Here is a 17,017-nt window from a genome sequence, read left to right as displayed (position 1 = left end):
CGGCTGGCTTTCTGGCCTTTGTGCTGGCCCGATGGGGCGAAGAATATATCAGGAATGTTAAGGGTATGGCCTCTGACTTGGGCTTTATTATGTCGAATTATGGCATAATTATTCAATCATTGAGTAACCAATTGGGCCAAGGTCAAGCAGGCATCATGCGCGAAACGATGGTGGATTATACCTTTAACTGTTTTGATTTTGGAAACAATGCGCTTGCGCAGCGCCATGCAGATAACTCTGTCGCGGCGCGGGCGGGTTGGCACCGGTGACGTAGCGCCGTAGTCGCGCGTCGGATCAGCCGTCGGGCCGCGATGAACAGGAGGAAACGATGCAGGCAGACGAGCTTTGTGTGCAGATCAGCGCCTGCCGAATTTGTGCCGATCGGTTTGCCAAGACGCAGACCGCGCACCAGCCGCGCCCGGTGGCCTGGTTTGCCACTGGCGCGCGCATCCTGATTGCGGGGCAGGCGCCGGGGCTGCGGGTGCATGACAGCGGGCGCCCCTTTACCGATGCCTCGGGGGATCGTTTGCGCGACTGGTTGGGGCTGGAGGAGGCGCAGTTTTATGATCGCGCACAGGTGGCTATCGTGCCGATGGCTTTTTGCTTTCCCGGCTATAACCGGCAGAAATCGGATCTGCCCCCGCCGCCGATCTGTGCCCGCACCTGGCATGACAAGGTGCTGCAGGCACTGCCGAATATAGAGCTGACCGTTCTGGTCGGTGGCCATGCGCAGTGCTATCATCTAGAAGGGAAGACCCCGGTCAATCAACGCGTTGCCGCCTGGCGGGACTATGCGCCGCGCGTCTTTCCCTTGCCTCATCCCTCCTGGCGCAATACCGGGTGGTTGAAACAAAACCCCTGGTTCGCGGCAGACCTGCTGCCGGTTCTGCGGGGCCGGGTAAAGGAGCTGATGAGATGAGCGAGACAACCCCACTGGATCAGGCGCATGCAGCCATGCAGGCCGCACCGGAGGATGATGGCGTCAGGCTGCGCTTCTATGAGCGGCTGGCGGATAGTGAACTCTTTATGATGCTGAGCCAGGAGGCCGATGGGGATCGCATCTCACCGGAGCTGTTTGAAACGCCAGAGGGGCGGTTTGTCCTGGTCTTTGACCGCGAAGACCGGCTGGCACAGTTTGCCGGGCGTGCGGTGCCCTATGCCGGGCTGGCCGGGCGCGGGGTGGTCGAAATGCTGGCGGGGCAGGGGATCGGGCTTGGCGTGAACCTGGAGGTTGCGCCCTCATCGACGCTGCTGGCAGCACAGGCCGTTACCTGGCTGCATGAGACCCTGCAGAATGTGCCAGATCAGGTGGAGGCAGCGATCCAAGAGCTCTTGCCACCTGGCGGTCTACCCGAGGTTCTGCTGGGGGCCCTGGATGCCAAACTGGCAACCGCTGCAGGTCTGGCCGCATCTGCCTATCTGGTCTCTCTGCGCTATCAGGGGGGTGGCCAGGGGCATTTGCTGGGCTTTGTCGATGCCAAGCCCGAGGCCGAAGGTGCCCTGGCCAAGGCGGTTGGCGAGGCACTGACCTTTTCGGGGATTGCCGCCGGGGCCCTGGATGTGGGGTTCTTCGCCGGGTCGGATCAGATGGCGGCCCGGCTGGCACGGGTTGGGTTGCGGTTTGATCTGCCACTGCCGGAAGAGCCAAAGATCTACCAGCCGCGCATTCCGGGCAGCGACCCGGAGAACCCGCCAATCCTGAAATAGTTGGGCCGACAGAACGTCATGTCGGCGGCTTTAGAGTATGATCACCCTGCAGGGGGAGGCTCCCGCCCGTCATCACCCCTTGCGGGGGTCTTCCCGTTGGGCCCAGCGCCGCGCGATGCGCGGCGATAGTGGCTGGCGACAGCGAGTGGCAAGAGCCTGAGTGCTGCGATTTGTTGCGGACTTGCACCGGTATGGGGCACCGGGACGGGTCACTGGGTCGGGTTCTGCCGATCCGGCAACGGCGTGGCCAAAGCATGTCCTGCTGGTGCAAATGCCGTGGCCACTCGCCATTGCAGCTTGCAGTATTGCGGTAGCGCACTGCGCTTTTGCGCAGTGCCGGGCCCAAGGCCATTGAGGTCATTTGGCCTTGGCCAAACGACCTCTGGGCGCGGGAGCCCCCGCCTGCCCGTGTTCTGGCGTTAGCTGTTGGTTTCGACCGCTTCCAGCTTGTCCTGCGTACGGGTGTCAAAGTCACTGGCGTCGTGGCGCTCGTGCAGCTGGGTGTGTGGCTCGCCAAAGGCGCGGTTGACCATGCGACCCCGGCTGACGGCGGGGCGGGCGTCGATCTCTTTGGCCCAGCGCATGACGTGCTCGTAGGATGCCACATCCAGGAATTCGGCCGCGCTATACAACCGTCCCAGCACCAGCTGGCCGTACCAGGGCCAGATCGCAATATCGGCAATGCTGTAGTCCTCGCCCGCGATAAAGCGGTTGTCAGCCAGCTGCCGGTTCAGCACATCCAGCTGACGTTTGGTTTCCATGGCGAAGCGGTCGATCGGGTACTGCCATTTTTCCGGCGCATAGGCGTAGAAGTGGCCAAATCCGCCGCCCAGATAGGGCGCACTGCCCATCTGCCAGAACAGCCAGTTCATCACTTCGGTCCGGGCCGGACCTGATGCAGGCAGGAATTCGCCAAACTTTTCCGCCAGATGCACCAGCATTGAACCGGATTCAAATACCCGCAGAGGGGTCTCTCCGGTCAGGTCATGCAGGGCAGGGATTTTGGAATTGGGATTGATCGCAACAAAATCAGAGCCAAACTGATCGCCTTCACCGATATTGATCAGCCAGGCATCATATTCCGCGCCGCTATGGCCCTTGGCCAGCAGCTCTTCCAGCATCACCGTGACCTTTACCCCGTTGGGCGTCGCCAGCGAATAAAGCTGGAAGGGGTGCTTGCCGACAGGCAGTTCCTTGTCATGGGTCGGGCCGGAAATGGGGCGGTTGATCGAGGCAAACTGGCCGCCATTGCCCTTTTCCCAGGTCCAGACGGCTGGTGGGGTATAGGTTGTATCGCTCATCGTGTGAAACCCTGTCTTATGTGAGTGATGGCCCCTGCGCCGAAAACGCCAGGCCGCTGCGTAAGCTAGATAAGACCCTTGCTGAATATTCCAATGACTGGAAGGTCTATTCTGATCAACTTTTTGCGTCATCACAATAACGCCGGGGAAGACACAGTGGCGTGAGCCCCCGTTTCGCGGTGCCTGGGAACCGGCTAGCTTGCTGTCATGCGGGCCGATCGGCCTGTCTGTTGCGGCTATGGCTGCCGCAGCTGTGAATGTAGAATAGATAGATAGGAGAGTGAGCCTGATGAAGAGATTTGCATATGCAGCCCTGGCAGCCCTGAGCTTTGGCCTGCCTGCCTTTGCTGGTGAACAATTTGTCGACCAGACCGGCTTTGCGGTCTCTGGCTATGACGTGGTGGCCTATCGCAGCCTCAAGCAGAGCCCAGTTGGCACGATGCAGGTGGCAGCCGTTCCTGGGCAGGCGGATATCACCGCAGAATACAATGGCGCTACATTCGCCTTTGCCAGCCAGGAGAACCGCGACATGTTCCTGGAAAACCCCGAATATTTTGTGCCGCAATATGATGGCCACTGCGCCTATGGGGTCTCCAAGGGGGGGAAGGTGCCGGGAAACCCCAATCTGTGGCGCATCGTGGATGACCGGCTTTATCTCAACATCACCAAGAATGTTGTTGGCTTCTGGGAAGAGGATATCCCCGGTAATATCACCTTGGCCGAAGGCAATTGGCCGGGGATCGAGCCAGACGCTGCCTCTGAAAACCCAATTCCCAATTTCACCTCTCAGGCGCCAGCGCAATAAGATCGCGCGCGCAGGCGAGGCAGAACAGGCAGGTGAGGCGGAATTGCCTGGCCCCGCATAGCAAAAGCCCCGCGCCATAGGCTGCGGGGCTTTTATCAAAATAGATCGCTGCGGACGAACGCTTGCGCATATTTTCAGCGACGCAATACTGGTCGCCACTATTGCATGGGGTGCTCTAACGTTTGCGGTCGCGGCGGGCACTCATTGGCTGGAAGGCGACGCCAACATGCGCCTCGCAATAGGGTTTACCCTGCTGCACTGGCAGGCCGCAGAACCAGAAATCTTCGGTGGCGGGGTCACCAACGGGCCATTTGCAGGTGCGCTCAGTCAGGTCCATCAGGGACAGTTTCTTGGCTTTTTTCTCAACCTCGTTGACCTTGGCAAGGGCCTCTGGGCTGATTTCATTGGCCGAGGGCTGCGGCGGCAGAGGCTGACCAGCCGGGATGATCTGCTTGCGGGCAGGCACCACGGGGCGCGATTCTGTGGTTGTCGCCGTATTTGCGGCTGGCGGGGTCGTGGGGCGCGCGGGTTCTGTCTTGGGTTGCGGTTTGGGCTTTGGCGCTGGTTTGGCGGCCGCGGCAGGCTTTTCCTTTGGCTCGGCTGCGGCCTTGGCGCCGGTGGTCGCACGGTTGGACAGGCCGAGGCGATGCACCTTGCCAATCACCGCGTTGCGGGTCACCCCGCCCAGTTCTTTTGCGATTTGGCTGGCCGACTGACCTTCGCCCCACATCTTTTTGAGCAATTCGACGCGATCGTCTGTCCAGGACATCTGTTGCCTTCCCAAGCTAAAAGCGGCCCCAGAATCCTGTGGCCGCCATCGAGTTCCATATTCTGGTCCTATCTTAATCACTGGTGAGCGAGTTACAAGAGACCTTGCACCTCAGAACCCAGCGGCTATGCAGGGAAAACACAACAAATGTGGGGAAATCATGCGCGACCATTCGTCAGACCAGCCGTCAAAGCCGCTGAACGGCTATCAAATCTCCCTCGGAGAGCGCAGGTTTGGCCGGATCAACTGGCTGGGGTTACAGACGCTGGCAGGGCGCGAAGTGACTCGGTTTCTGGTGGTCTGGACCCAAACACTTCTGGCACCACTGATGACGGCGGCCCTGTTCCTGATGATTTTCAACCTGGCCATCGGTCCTAGACGCGGTGATGTGATGGGGGTGCCGTTCCTGCATTTTCTTGCGCCAGGCATCATGATGATGACAGTGATCCAGAATGCCTTTGCCAATACGTCCTCTTCGATTGTGATTTCAAAGGTGCAGGGGAATATTGTCGATACCCTGATGCCGCCGCTTTCGGGGCTAGAGATCCTGCTGGGCTATCTGGCGGGCGCGGTGGTGCGGGGCACATTGGTGGCCTGTGGCATCGGGTTGGGGCTGGCGCTGGTCTTGCAGATGATCCCGGCGCATCCGCTGGTGGCCCTGGTCTTTATCGTGCAGGGGGCTTTGTTTCTTGGTGGCCTGGGTATCGTCGCCGGTGTTTTTGCGGATAAGTTCGACCAGATGGCGGCGATTACCAATTTCATCGTCACGCCCTTGGCCTTTTTGTCGGGGACCTTTTATTCGGTGCAGGCGCTGCCGCCGGTTTTGCGGACGCTGTCGCAGTTCAACCCGGTGTTCTACCTGATCGACGGGCTGCGCTTTGGCATGATTGGTACATCGGACAGCCCGCCGTTTGTGGGGATGATGATCTGCTCTGGTGCCAGCTTTGGTATCTGCCTGCTGGCCTGGCTCATGCTGCGCAGCGGTTATCGCCTCAAGGCCTAAAGGCTGGGGCTTGGGGGGTACCCTCTGGCAGGCGCGGCTTTTGCCGCCCCTCACGCCAGGCCAGCACCGCCGCCCCAGTCAGGATTGCACCCGCCCCGGCAAGGGTCACGGCATCCGGAATGACGCCAAAGCCGAGATAGTCATAGAGGCTGGCAAAGATTAGCGTCGCATAGCTGAACGGTGCGGCAAACGAGGCATCTGCCCGCGCCATACCATTGATGAAACAGGCCTGGGCACAGGCCATCAGGGTGCCAAGCGCCGCCAAAGCGCCCCATTGCATTGGGGTTGGCGCTTGCCAAACCGGAAGCACTGCCACGGTGGCGATCACCATTCCCAGCGCATTGTTGAACCATAGCACCTGCAGTGGGCGTTCGCGCCCGGCGAGCTTTTTGATAAAGATCAGCTCTAATCCGATCACCGCGGCGGCGCTCAGCGCCAGCAGGGCAGTGGGCTGAAAACTGTCCCCGCTGGGCCGCAGCAGGGTCATTGCCCCGAGCAGGGCCAGCCCAGCCGCGCCCCAGCGCCAGCGGCCCACCCGCTCCCCCAGCAGTGGGATCGCCAGCAGCATGGCAAAGACCGGGTTCAAAAAGGCAATTGCGGTGGCGTCTGCCAGCGGGATATGCGCGACAGCAGCAAACATCAGCGTAATCCCCAGCCAGCCACAGCTGGTGCGCCCCAGATGCAGCCGCCACTGCGGCCCCTGCAAGCGAAAGCGCAGCAGCACGACGGCGCTGGAAATCACCATAAAGGCAAAGAGAAACCGCCCATGGCTGATCTGCAGCGGGTGCAGCGGCGTGCCAAGCGTATCGGTCCCAAGGGCTTTGGCCAACAATGTGGTCGCCGCAATAAAGACCGAGGCCATGGTGATCAACGCGGCAGCCAGGGGCGGGTTTTGTGGTGTGGTATGCATCATGATCTGCAGCTTTACCGCTTTCGCGGCATTTGCAAGACTTGCTGCTGCAAAACCCGCCCCGGCTGTTTCGCCTTATCGCAGTAGGGGATAACGGCAGGCGCAGGGGCGGCGGAACTGCGGCAATAGGGTGGTTGCCAAATTGTCCGTCTGTGGTGGCAAAAGGGCTTTCATTTTGTCAAATCCTCCGATATGGAGCTGACTTATGATCAAAGCCACGCATATCCCTTTGTTGCGACGTCGACGCCGACTGGCGTAATTCGACCACTTTGACCTATGGCCTGGCCGCTTTTGCGGTGCATTGGCACAAAACCATTCTCTCTTTCTTGACCCCTTGGCCCAGCTCATGCACTGCTTTGGCCGCAACCTGTGAAAAAGGATGATCCCGATGATCCCGTCCGTACTGCCCACCTACAATCGCGCTCCGTTGGAGTTTGTCAAAGGCGAAGGTTCCTGGCTGTTTGAGGCGGATGGACGCCGATTCCTGGATCTCGGCTCTGGGATTGCGGTGAACGCGCTGGGCCATGCGCATCCAAAGCTGGTTGATGTGCTGACCACCCAGGCGCAGAACCTCTGGCATGTTTCCAACCTCTACCGGATCCCGCAGCAGGAAAAGTTGGCCGATCTGCTGGTGGAGCACACATTTGCCGATACGGTGTTCTTCACCAATTCCGGCACCGAGGCCTGTGAATTGGCCGTCAAGATGGCGCGCAAGTATTTCTATGACAAAGACCAGCCAGAGCGGGTGGAGATCATTACCTTTGACGGGTCGTTCCACGGTCGTTCTTCTGCGGGTATTGCAGCGGCAGGCACGGAAAAGATGGTCAAGGGCTTTGGCCCGCTGCTGCCGGGCTTTGTGCATCTCACCTTTGGCGATATGGATGGCCTGACCAATGCCATCAGCGATCAAACCGCTGCGGTTCTGATCGAGCCGATACAGGGCGAGGGCGGCATTCGCCCGCTGCCGGATGCCGAGCTGAAGGCGCTGCGCCAGATCTGCGATGCGGCTGGCATTCTGCTGATCCTGGACGAGGTGCAATGCGGTGTCGGGCGGAGCGGTAAATTCTTTGCCCATGAATGGGCCGGGGTCACGCCCGATATCATGATGGTGGCCAAGGGCATTGGCGGCGGCTTTCCCCTGGGCGCGGTGCTGGCCACGGAAGAGGCCGCGTCTGGCATGACTGCGGGCACCCATGGATCCACCTACGGCGGTAACCCCTTGGGCTGTGCCGTTGGCTGCGCGGTAGTCGAAGAGGTGATGGCGCCGGGCTTCCTTGCGGATGTGAACCGGCGCGCGGGCCTGTTTCAGCAAAAACTGGAAGGCCTGGTTGCCGCCCACCCGGATGTGTTCGAAGAGCTGCGCGGCGCCGGGCTGATGCTGGGGCTGAAATGCAAGGCTGCGAACATGGATGTCGTGCAGGCAGGCTACGACAATGAGGTGATCACCGTGCCGGCCGCCGATAATGTCATCCGTCTGTTGCCGCCACTCACCGTGAGCGACGACGAGATCAGCGAAGCCATTGCCCGTCTGGACAGGGCCGCCACCCAGGTGGCAAGCGCCTGAATTTCCAATCTTACCTTTCCCCGTTCGCAGGCAGCCGCCTGTGGGGCTGATATGAAAAGCGAATACCCCATGAACCACTTTCTTGATATTCACAAAACCAGTGCCGCCGATCTACATGGCATTATCGACCAGGCCAAGGCGATGAAACAGGCGCGCCAGGGGCGCCCCAAGGGCATGCTGGACGACGAGCTGCCCCTGGCTGGCCAGATGGTGGCGCTGATCTTTGAAAAACCATCAACCCGGACGCGCATTTCCTTTGACGTGGGGGTGCGCCAGATGGGCGGCCAGAGCATGGTTCTGTCGGGCAAGGATATGCAGCTGGGCCATGGTGAAACCATTGCGGATACAGCGCGGGTGATGTCGCGTTATGTCGATCTGATCATGATCCGTACCTTTGACGAAACCGTGCTGACCGAAATGGCGGAATATGCCACGGTGCCGGTGATCAACGGGCTGACCGATCGCACCCATCCCTGCCAGATCATGGCCGATATCCAGACCTATGAAGAACACCGCGGCCCGATCAAGGGCAAGAAGGTGGTCTGGGCGGGAGACGGCAATAATGTCTGTGCGTCTTTCCTGCATGCGGCGGCGCAGTTTGGCTTTGACCTGACCTTCACCGGCCCGGCACAGCTGGATCCAGAGGAGGAATTTGTCGGCCTTGCGCGCAGGGCGGGCAGCAAGGTGGTGATTGAACGGGATGCGGTCAAGGCGGTAGCTGGCGCCGATCTGGTGGTGGCCGATACCTGGGTCAGCATGCACGACAGCCAGTCCTCAAAGGAGCGGCGGCACAACATGCTGCGCCCCTATCAGATCAATGACGCGCTGATGGCCCATGCAAAGGAGGATGCGCTTTTCATGCATTGCCTGCCCGCCCATCGCGAAGAAGAGGTGACCTCTTCGGTGATGGATGGCCCGCAGTCGGTCATCTTTGACGAGGCCGAAAACCGGCTGCACGCCCAAAAAGCCATCATGCGCTGGTGTCTGGGCCTCTGAACCGCCTGTGCCCCCGCCTGGGCGGGGCCTGCGGCTGGTAAACGCGGAAAATTTCTGCAACCCTCGCGCAGCACAACCTGCGCGGGGGATTATTTTGACACAAACAACAGATCAGGCCATGGGGCCAAATTGCGCGCTATTGGTGGTCGATATGCAGATGGAAATGGCCAATGCCACCGCTGCGGGACGTCCACGCGCCAACCCAGATGCCGAAGACAATGTCGCAAGCCTGCTCGCGGGCTTTCGTGGGGCTGGGTTGCCGGTGCTACATGTGCTGCATGATGATCCGCGCCCCGAGAGTAAATTTCGCCGGGATCTGGCCTCTGGTCAGCCAATGCCCTGTGCGCAGCCGCTGCCCAGTGAAACGCTGTTCTGGAAAACCGGGTCTTCGGGGTTCGTTGGCACCGGGTTGGCTGCCACGCTAGAGGCCGAGGGGATTACCAATCTGGTTATCGTGGGCGGGGTGGCGGCGTTTTGCGTCAATTCCACGGCCCGTTCGGCGGCCAATCTTGGTTTTCAGATCGAGGTGGTCGAAGATGCGCTGATCGCCTTTGCGATGCCCGCGCGAAACGGCGGCGACATTGATGCGCATCTGGTGCTTGAGGTCACGCTTTCAGGTCTAGCGGCGGGCTTTGGCGCGGTGGTGCCCACGGCAGAGGTTTTGGCGCGGCTAAGCGTTGCTGCATGACCGCCCCCCCCCAAGGCGCTGCATGTAGCGCTGGTCGGGGAGGGGATGTTTTGGACCCGTCGGCAGGGCATTCGGTGACCCTGCCGGGGTGGCGGGGCAGCCTTCTAGTGGGTGACTGTGGCCAGCAGCAGGTAAATACAGCCGGAAAGCAGCGCGGCAGCCGGAACGGTTATCACCCAGGCGGCGGCAATGGTCATAAAGTGGCTGCGCCGGACCAACTTGCGGCGGCGGCGTTCTTCAGGGGCGATGCGTTTTTCTACCGGGCGGCCCACGGCGGATTGACGCGAGCGGCGCTCGTGATGCCATTCGCGGAAGAAGCCAACCCCAAAGACAGCCCCAACCGCAATATGGGTCGAGGAAACCGGCAGCCCCAGCCAGCTGGCGACAATCACCGTGATCGCAGCCGAGAGCGACACGCAGAAGGCGCGCATCGGGTTCAGCTTGGTGATCTGGCTGCCGACCATGCGGATCAGCTTGGGGCCAAACAGGAACAGACCAAAGGAAATCCCAAAGGCGCCAATAACCATGACCCAGGTGGGGATCGCCACCTTGGAGGCAAAGTCGCCAAACTCGGAGGCATGTACGATGGCGGCCAGCGGGCCAACCGCATTGGCCACATCATTGGCCCCATGGGCAAAGGACAGCAGCGCGGCGGAAATGACCAGCGGGATCCGGAACAAAACCTTCAGGGATTTGTTGCGGTTCTCCATGCCCTCGGACTGGCGCCGGATCAGCGGGGCGGTGATGACATAGGCCAGCGCCCCAATCATTGCACCGATCAACAAAGCCGTCTGCAGGTCAATCTTGACGATACGTTTCAGACCTTTCAGAGCCAGATAAGAGGCAAAGGCGCCAGCCATGATGCCGACCAGAACCGGCACCCAGCGCCGCGCGGCGGCAATTTTGTCGTCCTGATAGATGATCTTTGCTTTGATCAAGGCCAGGAACAGGGCGGCGACAAGACCGCCCAGAAGTGGTGAAATCACCCAGCTGGCCGCGATCTTGCCCATGGTTGCCCAGTTCACCGCGGCAAAGCCTGCTGCGGCAATACCTGCGCCCATGACGCCGCCAACAACCGAATGTGTGGTGGAGACTGGCGCCCCAATCCAGGTGGCAAGGTTGACCCAAAGCGCCGAAGAGACCAGCGCGGCCATCATGGCCCAGATGAAAATTTCCGAGGTGGCGACCACCTGCGGGTCGATGATGCCCTTGGAGATGGTGGAGACCACGTCGCCGCCCGCCAGAAGCGCGCCGGCGCTTTCGAATACGGCGGCGATGACGATGGCGCCGCCCATGGTGAGCGCATTGGCACCCACTGCCGGCCCCATGTTGTTTGCCACGTCATTGGCGCCGATATTGATCGCCATATAGGCACCAAAGACTGCAGCAGCCACCACGATCAGATTGGTCTGGCTACCCCCAAAGAGCATGGCAGCCCCAAGGCCGGCCAGAACCATGAACACCAGGGCGATACCGGGGGCGACCATGGGGCGGGCGACATATTGGGTTGCGGATTCAAGGTGCGAAAACCGGTGCAAGTCCCGGTCAAGCGTTTCGTGGTGATTGGCGTCGTTTGATGGGGTGCTCAAGATGATCGTCCCTTTGGCAGGCAGTTTGGGGACGCACTAAGTGAGCCCGCCGGATGGGGCAAGCTTAGCTGTCATAAAAATGTCGCGCCCGTGTTACAATTGACGCAGGATTTCCTGCAGCTCGGGTTCGCGTACCAGATTTGCAGCCTCTTGCGCAGAAAACCATTTGCGCTGCCGTTGGTGTGACTCGGGGTAGGTATCTGACAGCTCTACGTCGCCAACTGTATAGACATAGGTCTGAACCGGGATCGGCAGGCCTGTCTTCAACTCTTTTTCATAGCTGAAGGCACCAATGGGCGCGCCTTCGACACGGCCGTTTTGTACGCCAGCCTCTTCCCAGGCTTCCTGAAGGGCGGACTCACCGCCATCTTTGCCGTTGATTGGCCAGCCCTTGGGCAGGATCCAGCGTCCGGTGCCGCGACTGGTGATCATCAGGACTTCGGTTTCGCTGCTGGTTGTCCGGTGGCACAGGGCAGCAACCTGAACGCGCTTGGGGCGAAACAGAATAGGCTTGATCATTTCTTCCCAAGCCTGGGCGAAAATGTTGCTCATCTTGAACTGCCTTAATCGTGACTTTTTTGGCAACTGTGCTGGTGAGTGAGATACATCACCGCCGCTGCGTTTTCCTTAACTGCCTTTAAATTAGGGCTTCGTGGATAAAGTACAACCCTTCAACAGGTTAAAGTACAGCCCATTTACATGTTGTGTGGCGCTGCCGCCGCAAAAAGGCAGTGCCGCTCTTGCCGATCTGGGGGGGCATGCCTGGGGGACAGGGCGGGGTCATGATGACTTTGCAAGGGCTGGGTTGACTCTGCAAAGGCTGGCGGGCTCAGTGACGGGACTAGGGTTTTGAATGGGCAAAATGATGAAAACAGCACTGATTACAGGCGCGGCGCGCGGAATTGGCCTGGCCACGGCGCGGGGGCTGCAAGAGGCAGGATGGCAGGTCGCGCTGATGGACTGGGACGGGCCAGAGCTGGCAAAGGCGGCGGCCCAGTTGCCAGAGGCGCTGGTGATTGAGGGCGATGTCTCCAAGCCACAGGATGTGGCGGGGGCGGTTGCCGAGGTCACGGCACAGTTTGGCCGTTTGGATGGTTTGGTCAATAACGCAGGCGTGGCAGATTTTGGCCCGATCCGCGAAACGACATTTGAACGCTGGCGCCGGGTGATGGAGACCAATCTGGACGGCCCCTTTCTGATGACGCAGGCCTTTACCGATTTGCTCGCGGCTGATGGTGGTGGGGCGGTGGTCAATATCACCTCAATCTCTGGTCTGCGGGCCAGCACACTGCGGGTCGCCTATGGCACGTCAAAGGCGGCGCTGGCGCAGTTGACTCTGCAGCAGGCGGTGGAACTGGGAGAATTGGGTATTCGCGTCAATGGCGTTGCGCCGGGGCCGGTGGCGACAAAGCTCGCCATGGCGGTCCACAGCCCCGAGATCATTGCGGCCTACCACGATGCGCTGCCGCTGAATCGCTATGGCTCAGAAGATGAAATTGCCGCGGCTATCAATTTTCTGCTGTCTGACAAGGCGAGTTTCATCACCGGCCAGATCCTAGCTGCCGATGGGGGCTTTGAGGCGACCGGGATTGGTTTGCCAGCCTTGCGATCCTGACAGAGCGGTGAATTGCTTCATATGTTGCACGCTGGTCTTTTGATGCGAGGCTCTGCCTCGCGCTCCGGGATATTTGAGGCCAAATGAAGAGGCAGCAGTTTTCATTTGGCCAGAAATATCCTGGGGGTGAGCGTCTTGCACGCGAGGGGGCAAAGCCCCCTCATTTGGCAGAGTTGTCCTGGTATCATCGGCGCTTTTTTGCCCGCAGGGTTGGGTCTTCGCGGGTGGGATCCTCGGGCCAGGGGTGGCGCGGGTATTGTGCGCGCATGTCCTTGCGCACATCGGCGTAGGAGCCAGTCCAGAACCCCGGCAGATCGCGGGTGATCTGGATCGGGCGCTGGGCCGGAGACAGGAGCGTGATCTTGAGGGGCACACCGCCGACGCTGGGATGTCGGGTGACGCCAAACAGTTCCTGCAGGCGGACCGAAATTTCCGGTGCCTCGGCGCCATAGGTGATCGGGATCTTGCGGCCCAGCGGCGTGGTGAAACTGCCCGGTGCCTCGCGGTCCAACAGTTGGGTCTGTTCCCAGTTGAGCGCGGCGCGCAGAGCGGGCAGCAGGTCGAATTGTTTCCAGGCAGCGGCTGTTTTTACCCCGCCCAGCATTGGTAGCAGCCAGCTTTCCAGGGTTTCCATCAGGCCGGGCATGGAAAAATCGGGCAGGTCATGGCCATCGGCGCGCAGCAATTCAACCCGTGCGGCCAGCCGTGCGGCGGCGCCGTCCAGCCGCAGGCCCAGATCCCCCACGCCCTCTAGCATGGCCGTGGCCACCTGGTCTGCCGGGGCGTCTTTCCAGAGTCGGTCATCCAGGGTAATGGCGCCAAAGCGTTCCTGCTGGCGGGTGATCACCCGGCGATCGCGTTTGGACCAGTGGCAATTGTCCTGCCATTCGATCTGATCGGTAAAGAGCGCGCGGATTTCCCCGAGCGTTATCTGGCAGGCCATGCGCACGCGGGCTTCACGCGGGTTGCCATCGGTATCCAGTGCCACGATGAAGGGCGCGGCAGCAAGCGGGTCGCCGGGATCAAGCACAACGCCCTTGCCGCCCGAGAGCACATAGCGCGGCTGATCCCCCTTGCGGCGCTGCCCGACGCGATCGGGATAAGCCAGGGCAGCCATCGCCGCCGACGAGAGATGGACCCGGTCTTTTGGAGCCGAATCTCCATGTTTTTGCAAGCGTCGCGTTTCGCTGCGAATGCGCTCAACCACTGGATGGAAGAGCTGATAGGAGCGGTTGCGCTGAAAGCCCTTGGGGTTTTTCAACGCTTCAAGGCGCAACGCCAGATCGGTTGGGGCACCACGCAGCGGGTCGCGCTCTGCCAAAAGCGCTGCCAGCTCGGCGGCTTTGGGACCGGCGCGCAACAGCATATGGCCCAGACGGGGATGGAGCGGCAGTTTGGCCAGTGCCTTGCCGTGATGGGTCATCCTGGTCTGCTGATCCAAGGCCCCCAGCATCTGCAACAGCCTGCGGGCCTCTGCCATGGAGCCGCTGGGCGGCGGGGTGAGAAAGGCAAGATCGTCAGGCGCAGCGCCCCAAAGAGCCAGTTCCAGCGCCAGCCCGGTCAGATCCGCCGAGGCGATTTCCGGCGGTGGGAAGGCCGCCAGCGCGCCTTCCTCGCCCTTGGTCCACAATCGATAGGCGGTGCCGGGGGCCACCCGGCCAGCCCGACCCTGCCGCTGGGTGGCCTCGGCGCGGGTGACCTTTTCGGTGATCAGCCGCGACATGCCAGAGCCAGGATCAAACCGGGCCCGCCGCGCCTGGCCCATATCGACGACAACGCGGATGTCCTGAATGGTCAGCGAGGTTTCGGCGATTGAGGTCGCCAATACAATCTTGCGCCCGGATGTCGCGGGGCGGATGGCCGCCTGTTGTTCCGCAAAGGGCAGCGATCCAAACAGTGGCTGGATCAGACAATCGCCGGGCAGGCGGCCTTCCAGGTTTTTGGCGGCGCGGCGGATTTCGCCCTCGCCGGGCAGGAAGACCAGGATGCCGCCGCCCATCTGGGCGCCCAGGGCGGTATCGCGGCTATCGGCTTCAGCCCGCACCACCAGATCGCACAGCGCATCCAGGCGTCGCACCTGCGGGGCCAGCGGGCGATCAAGCCAGCGGGTTTCAACCGCAAAGCTGCGCCCCTCGGAGGTGACAAGTGGTGCCTGCATCAGCTCGGCCACCGGGGCGGCATCAAGGGTGGCAGACATGGCCAGCAGGATCAGATCGTCGCGTAGGGCGCCTGCTACCTCTAGACAGAAGGCGAGGCCAAGATCAGCATTGAGGGAGCGTTCGTGAAATTCATCAAAGATCACCGCGCCGACGCCGGGCAGGTCGGGGTCCGATTGCAGCATCCGGGTGAGGATGCCCTCGGTGACCACTTCGATACGGGTGGCTGTGCTGATCTTGGCCGCGCCGCGAATACGGTAGCCGACGGTTTGACCAACCGGCTCTTCCAGGGTTTCGGCCATGCGTTCGGCAGCGGCACGGGCGGCCAGACGGCGGGGTTCCAGCATCAGGATCCGCTGATCCGTCAAGCCCGCTGCGCGTATGGCCAGCGGCACCTTCGTTGTCTTCCCGGCCCCAGGCGGCGCCTGAAGCACGGCGCGGCGGTGCTGTTTCAGGGCGTCGATCAGCGCTGGCAGCGCGTCATCAATGGGAAGGCGAGGGATTGAAGGCTGTGTCATGCCCTGCTTATCGCCAAAGCGCCTGCCGGGGTCCAGAGCCGAGCTGTTGTGCAGCCCCAGCAGGGGCCGACCCGTGCCTGGCCTGCGCCAGCTTGGCTCTGGACAAGGGGTTCGCGGCTGCGTCAAGAAGGGCGGAGAAATTTCAAGACCTGACGAATAACGGGAGACCGGGCATGCAGATCGCCGCGTTGAGTGAGAAAATCCTTGAGGGAGATCGCCGGGCGCTGGCGCGGGCCATCACGCTGGTTGAAAGCGGGCGCGAAGATCACCGCGCCGCCGCAACAGAGCTGCTGGAGCGGCTGGCGAAATCCGGGCGACAGGCGCTGCGCATCGGCCTATCGGGCACGCCAGGGGTGGGGAAATCCACTTTTATCGAAAGTTTTGGCATGATGCTGGTGGCGCAGGGGTTGCGGGTGGCGGTGCTGGCGGTGGATCCCAGTTCCGCCCGGACCGGCGGATCCATCCTGGGCGATAAAACCCGGATGGAACACCTGAGCCGCGAAAAAGCCGCCTTCATCCGGCCATCGCCCAGCCAGACCAACCTGGGTGGCGTCGCGCGGCGCACCCGCGAGGCGGTGGCCCTATGCGAGGCGGCTGGCTTTGATGTGGTGCTGGTAGAAACCGTGGGGGTGGGGCAATCGGAAACGGTTGTGGCGCAGATGTCGGATCTGTTCTTGCTGCTGCTGGCACCGGCCGGCGGGGATGAGCTGCAGGGCGTCAAGCGGGGCATCATGGAAATGGCCGATATCATTCTGGTGAACAAGGCCGATGGCGATTTGAAATCGGCAGCCATGCGTACCTGCGCTGATTATTCTGGTGCCCTGCGCCTGCTGCGCAAACGGCCACAGGATCCAACAGGTTTTCCCAAGGCGCAGACGGTTTCCGCCCTGCAAGAGGCTGGGTTGGAAAGCGCCTGGCAAGAGATGCAGGCCTTGGTGACCTGGCGGCGAGAGCAGGGCCACTGGGACCGAACGCGGGCCGAGCAGGCGCGCTATTGGTTTGGCGAGGACGTGCGCCAGGCGCTGTTGGCGCGGTTGCAAACCCCCTGGGCGCGCGAACGCATGGCAGAGCTGTCGGATCAGGTGGCCGCAGGGGGCATGTCGCCCACCGTGGCGGCGCAGGATCTGCTGAAGGGGTTGGGGGTCTCGGCCTAGCCGTTTTGCGCGGCAGGGGCGTGTTGACACAAAAGGCAAAGAAGACTCGTCAAGGGCGGTAAAAGCCCCTATAGCGCTGTTGAAAATCACGGGTTGGGGTGGGTTTTGCCATTTCATCGGAGGGTTGCCACAAAACGCTGTCATATGGCTTGACCCCTGCGGCGATTCCTCCTAAACGCATCCAACCAGTTTTCGGGCGTCGCCAATGGCTGCGCCCTTTGAGATATGGTAGATGATTCGAG

At 61.3% G+C, this 17,017-nt stretch carries 16 protein-coding genes; 10 read left to right on the top strand and 6 right to left on the bottom strand.

What is annotated here, in order from left to right; translation table 11 throughout:
• Window positions 1–65: 65 nt before the first annotated feature.
• Genes P2081_RS11445 through P2081_RS11435 form a run of 3 tightly spaced genes read left to right on the top strand, consistent with a single transcriptional unit; the run spans window position 66 to window position 1,707 of the window.
• Window positions 66–269 carry a hypothetical protein gene (locus P2081_RS11445; protein ID WP_278923001.1) on the top strand — a complete coding sequence of 68 codons (204 nt, stop codon included), beginning with the start codon at window positions 66–68 and terminating at the stop codon, window positions 267–269.
• 59 nt (window positions 270–328) lie between these two features.
• Window positions 329–919, top strand: a complete 591-nt coding sequence (locus tag P2081_RS11440; protein ID WP_278923000.1) for a uracil-DNA glycosylase family protein — start codon at window positions 329–331, stop codon at window positions 917–919.
• Window positions 916–1,707 carry an SseB family protein gene (locus P2081_RS11435; RefSeq protein WP_278922999.1) on the top strand — a complete coding sequence of 264 codons (792 nt, stop codon included), beginning with the start codon at window positions 916–918 and terminating at the stop codon, window positions 1,705–1,707. The genes P2081_RS11440 and P2081_RS11435 overlap by 4 nt, the downstream gene beginning before the upstream one ends.
• A 419-nt stretch (window positions 1,708–2,126) precedes the next feature.
• Here P2081_RS11435 and yghU read toward each other — a convergent pair whose 3' ends face one another.
• Window positions 2,127–3,008, bottom strand: a complete 882-nt coding sequence (gene yghU, locus P2081_RS11430; RefSeq protein WP_278922998.1) for a glutathione-dependent disulfide-bond oxidoreductase — start codon at window positions 3,006–3,008, stop codon at window positions 2,127–2,129.
• A 289-nt stretch (window positions 3,009–3,297) separates the two neighbouring features.
• On the opposite strand from yghU, the gene P2081_RS11425 reads away from it, so the two are divergent.
• Complete coding sequence (locus tag P2081_RS11425) at window positions 3,298–3,813, top strand: YHS domain-containing (seleno)protein (RefSeq protein ID WP_278922997.1); 516 nt, start codon at window positions 3,298–3,300, stop codon at window positions 3,811–3,813.
• Between the two features lie 175 nt (window positions 3,814–3,988).
• Here P2081_RS11425 and P2081_RS11420 read toward each other — a convergent pair whose 3' ends face one another.
• Window positions 3,989–4,582: a GcrA family cell cycle regulator gene (locus P2081_RS11420; protein WP_278922996.1), complete on the bottom strand. Its 594-nt coding sequence runs from the start codon at window positions 4,580–4,582 to the stop codon at window positions 3,989–3,991.
• Between the two features lie 160 nt (window positions 4,583–4,742).
• Here P2081_RS11420 and P2081_RS11415 point away from each other — a divergent pair, with 160 nt between their 5' ends.
• A complete protein-coding gene (locus tag P2081_RS11415) occupies window positions 4,743–5,585 on the top strand; it encodes an ABC transporter permease (RefSeq protein WP_278922995.1) in 843 nt (280 codons plus the stop codon).
• Here P2081_RS11415 and P2081_RS11410 read toward each other — a convergent pair.
• Entirely contained in the window at window positions 5,575–6,498 is a 924-nt protein-coding gene (locus P2081_RS11410; protein ID WP_278922994.1) for a DMT family transporter, read from the bottom strand. The two genes, P2081_RS11415 and P2081_RS11410, sit on opposite strands and share 11 nt — an antisense overlap.
• Before the next feature lie 385 nt (window positions 6,499–6,883).
• Between P2081_RS11410 and P2081_RS11405 the strand changes: the two genes are divergently transcribed.
• The 3 genes from P2081_RS11405 (at window position 6,884) to P2081_RS11395 (ending at window position 9,743) form a co-directional block, all read left to right on the top strand.
• A complete protein-coding gene (locus tag P2081_RS11405) occupies window positions 6,884–8,059 on the top strand; it encodes an aspartate aminotransferase family protein (RefSeq protein WP_278922993.1) in 1,176 nt (391 codons plus the stop codon).
• A 69-nt stretch (window positions 8,060–8,128) separates the two neighbouring features.
• Window positions 8,129–9,055: an ornithine carbamoyltransferase gene (gene argF, locus P2081_RS11400; protein WP_278922992.1), complete on the top strand. Its 927-nt coding sequence runs from the start codon at window positions 8,129–8,131 to the stop codon at window positions 9,053–9,055.
• Between the two features lie 94 nt (window positions 9,056–9,149).
• Entirely contained in the window at window positions 9,150–9,743 is a 594-nt protein-coding gene (locus P2081_RS11395) for an isochorismatase family protein (RefSeq protein ID WP_278922991.1), read from the top strand.
• Window positions 9,744–9,847: 104 nt separating this feature from the next.
• Here P2081_RS11395 and P2081_RS11390 read toward each other — a convergent pair whose 3' ends face one another.
• Together P2081_RS11390 and P2081_RS11385 are read right to left on the bottom strand one after the other, a co-directional pair.
• Window positions 9,848–11,332 carry an inorganic phosphate transporter gene (locus P2081_RS11390; protein ID WP_278922990.1) on the bottom strand — a complete coding sequence of 495 codons (1,485 nt, stop codon included), beginning with the start codon at window positions 11,330–11,332 and terminating at the stop codon, window positions 9,848–9,850.
• Between the two features lie 93 nt (window positions 11,333–11,425).
• Entirely contained in the window at window positions 11,426–11,884 is a 459-nt protein-coding gene (locus tag P2081_RS11385) for an NUDIX hydrolase (RefSeq protein WP_278922989.1), read from the bottom strand.
• A gap of 313 nt (window positions 11,885–12,197) precedes the next feature.
• On the opposite strand from P2081_RS11385, the gene P2081_RS11380 reads away from it, so the two are divergent.
• Window positions 12,198–12,947, top strand: a complete 750-nt coding sequence (locus P2081_RS11380; protein ID WP_278923134.1) for an SDR family NAD(P)-dependent oxidoreductase — start codon at window positions 12,198–12,200, stop codon at window positions 12,945–12,947.
• A 184-nt stretch (window positions 12,948–13,131) separates the two neighbouring features.
• Here P2081_RS11380 and hrpB read toward each other — a convergent pair whose 3' ends face one another.
• The gene (gene hrpB, locus P2081_RS11375) at window positions 13,132–15,606 is read right to left on the bottom strand and encodes an ATP-dependent helicase HrpB (protein ID WP_278923133.1); all 2,475 of its coding nucleotides are present in this window, start codon (window positions 15,604–15,606) and stop codon (window positions 13,132–13,134) included.
• Window positions 15,607–15,794: 188 nt separating this feature from the next.
• Here hrpB and meaB point away from each other — a divergent pair, with 188 nt between their 5' ends.
• On the top strand, window positions 15,795–16,775 hold the full coding sequence (gene meaB / locus P2081_RS11370; protein WP_278922988.1) for a methylmalonyl Co-A mutase-associated GTPase MeaB: 981 nt from the start codon (window positions 15,795–15,797) through the stop codon (window positions 16,773–16,775).
• Window positions 16,776–17,017 lie beyond the last annotated feature (242 nt).

This window comes from Pseudophaeobacter profundi (assembly GCF_029697505.1).
GTDB lineage: Bacteria > Pseudomonadota > Alphaproteobacteria > Rhodobacterales > Rhodobacteraceae > Pseudophaeobacter > Pseudophaeobacter profundi.
Note: the sequence above shows the minus strand (reverse complement) of the source record. Positions and strands in the feature narration are given on the sequence as shown.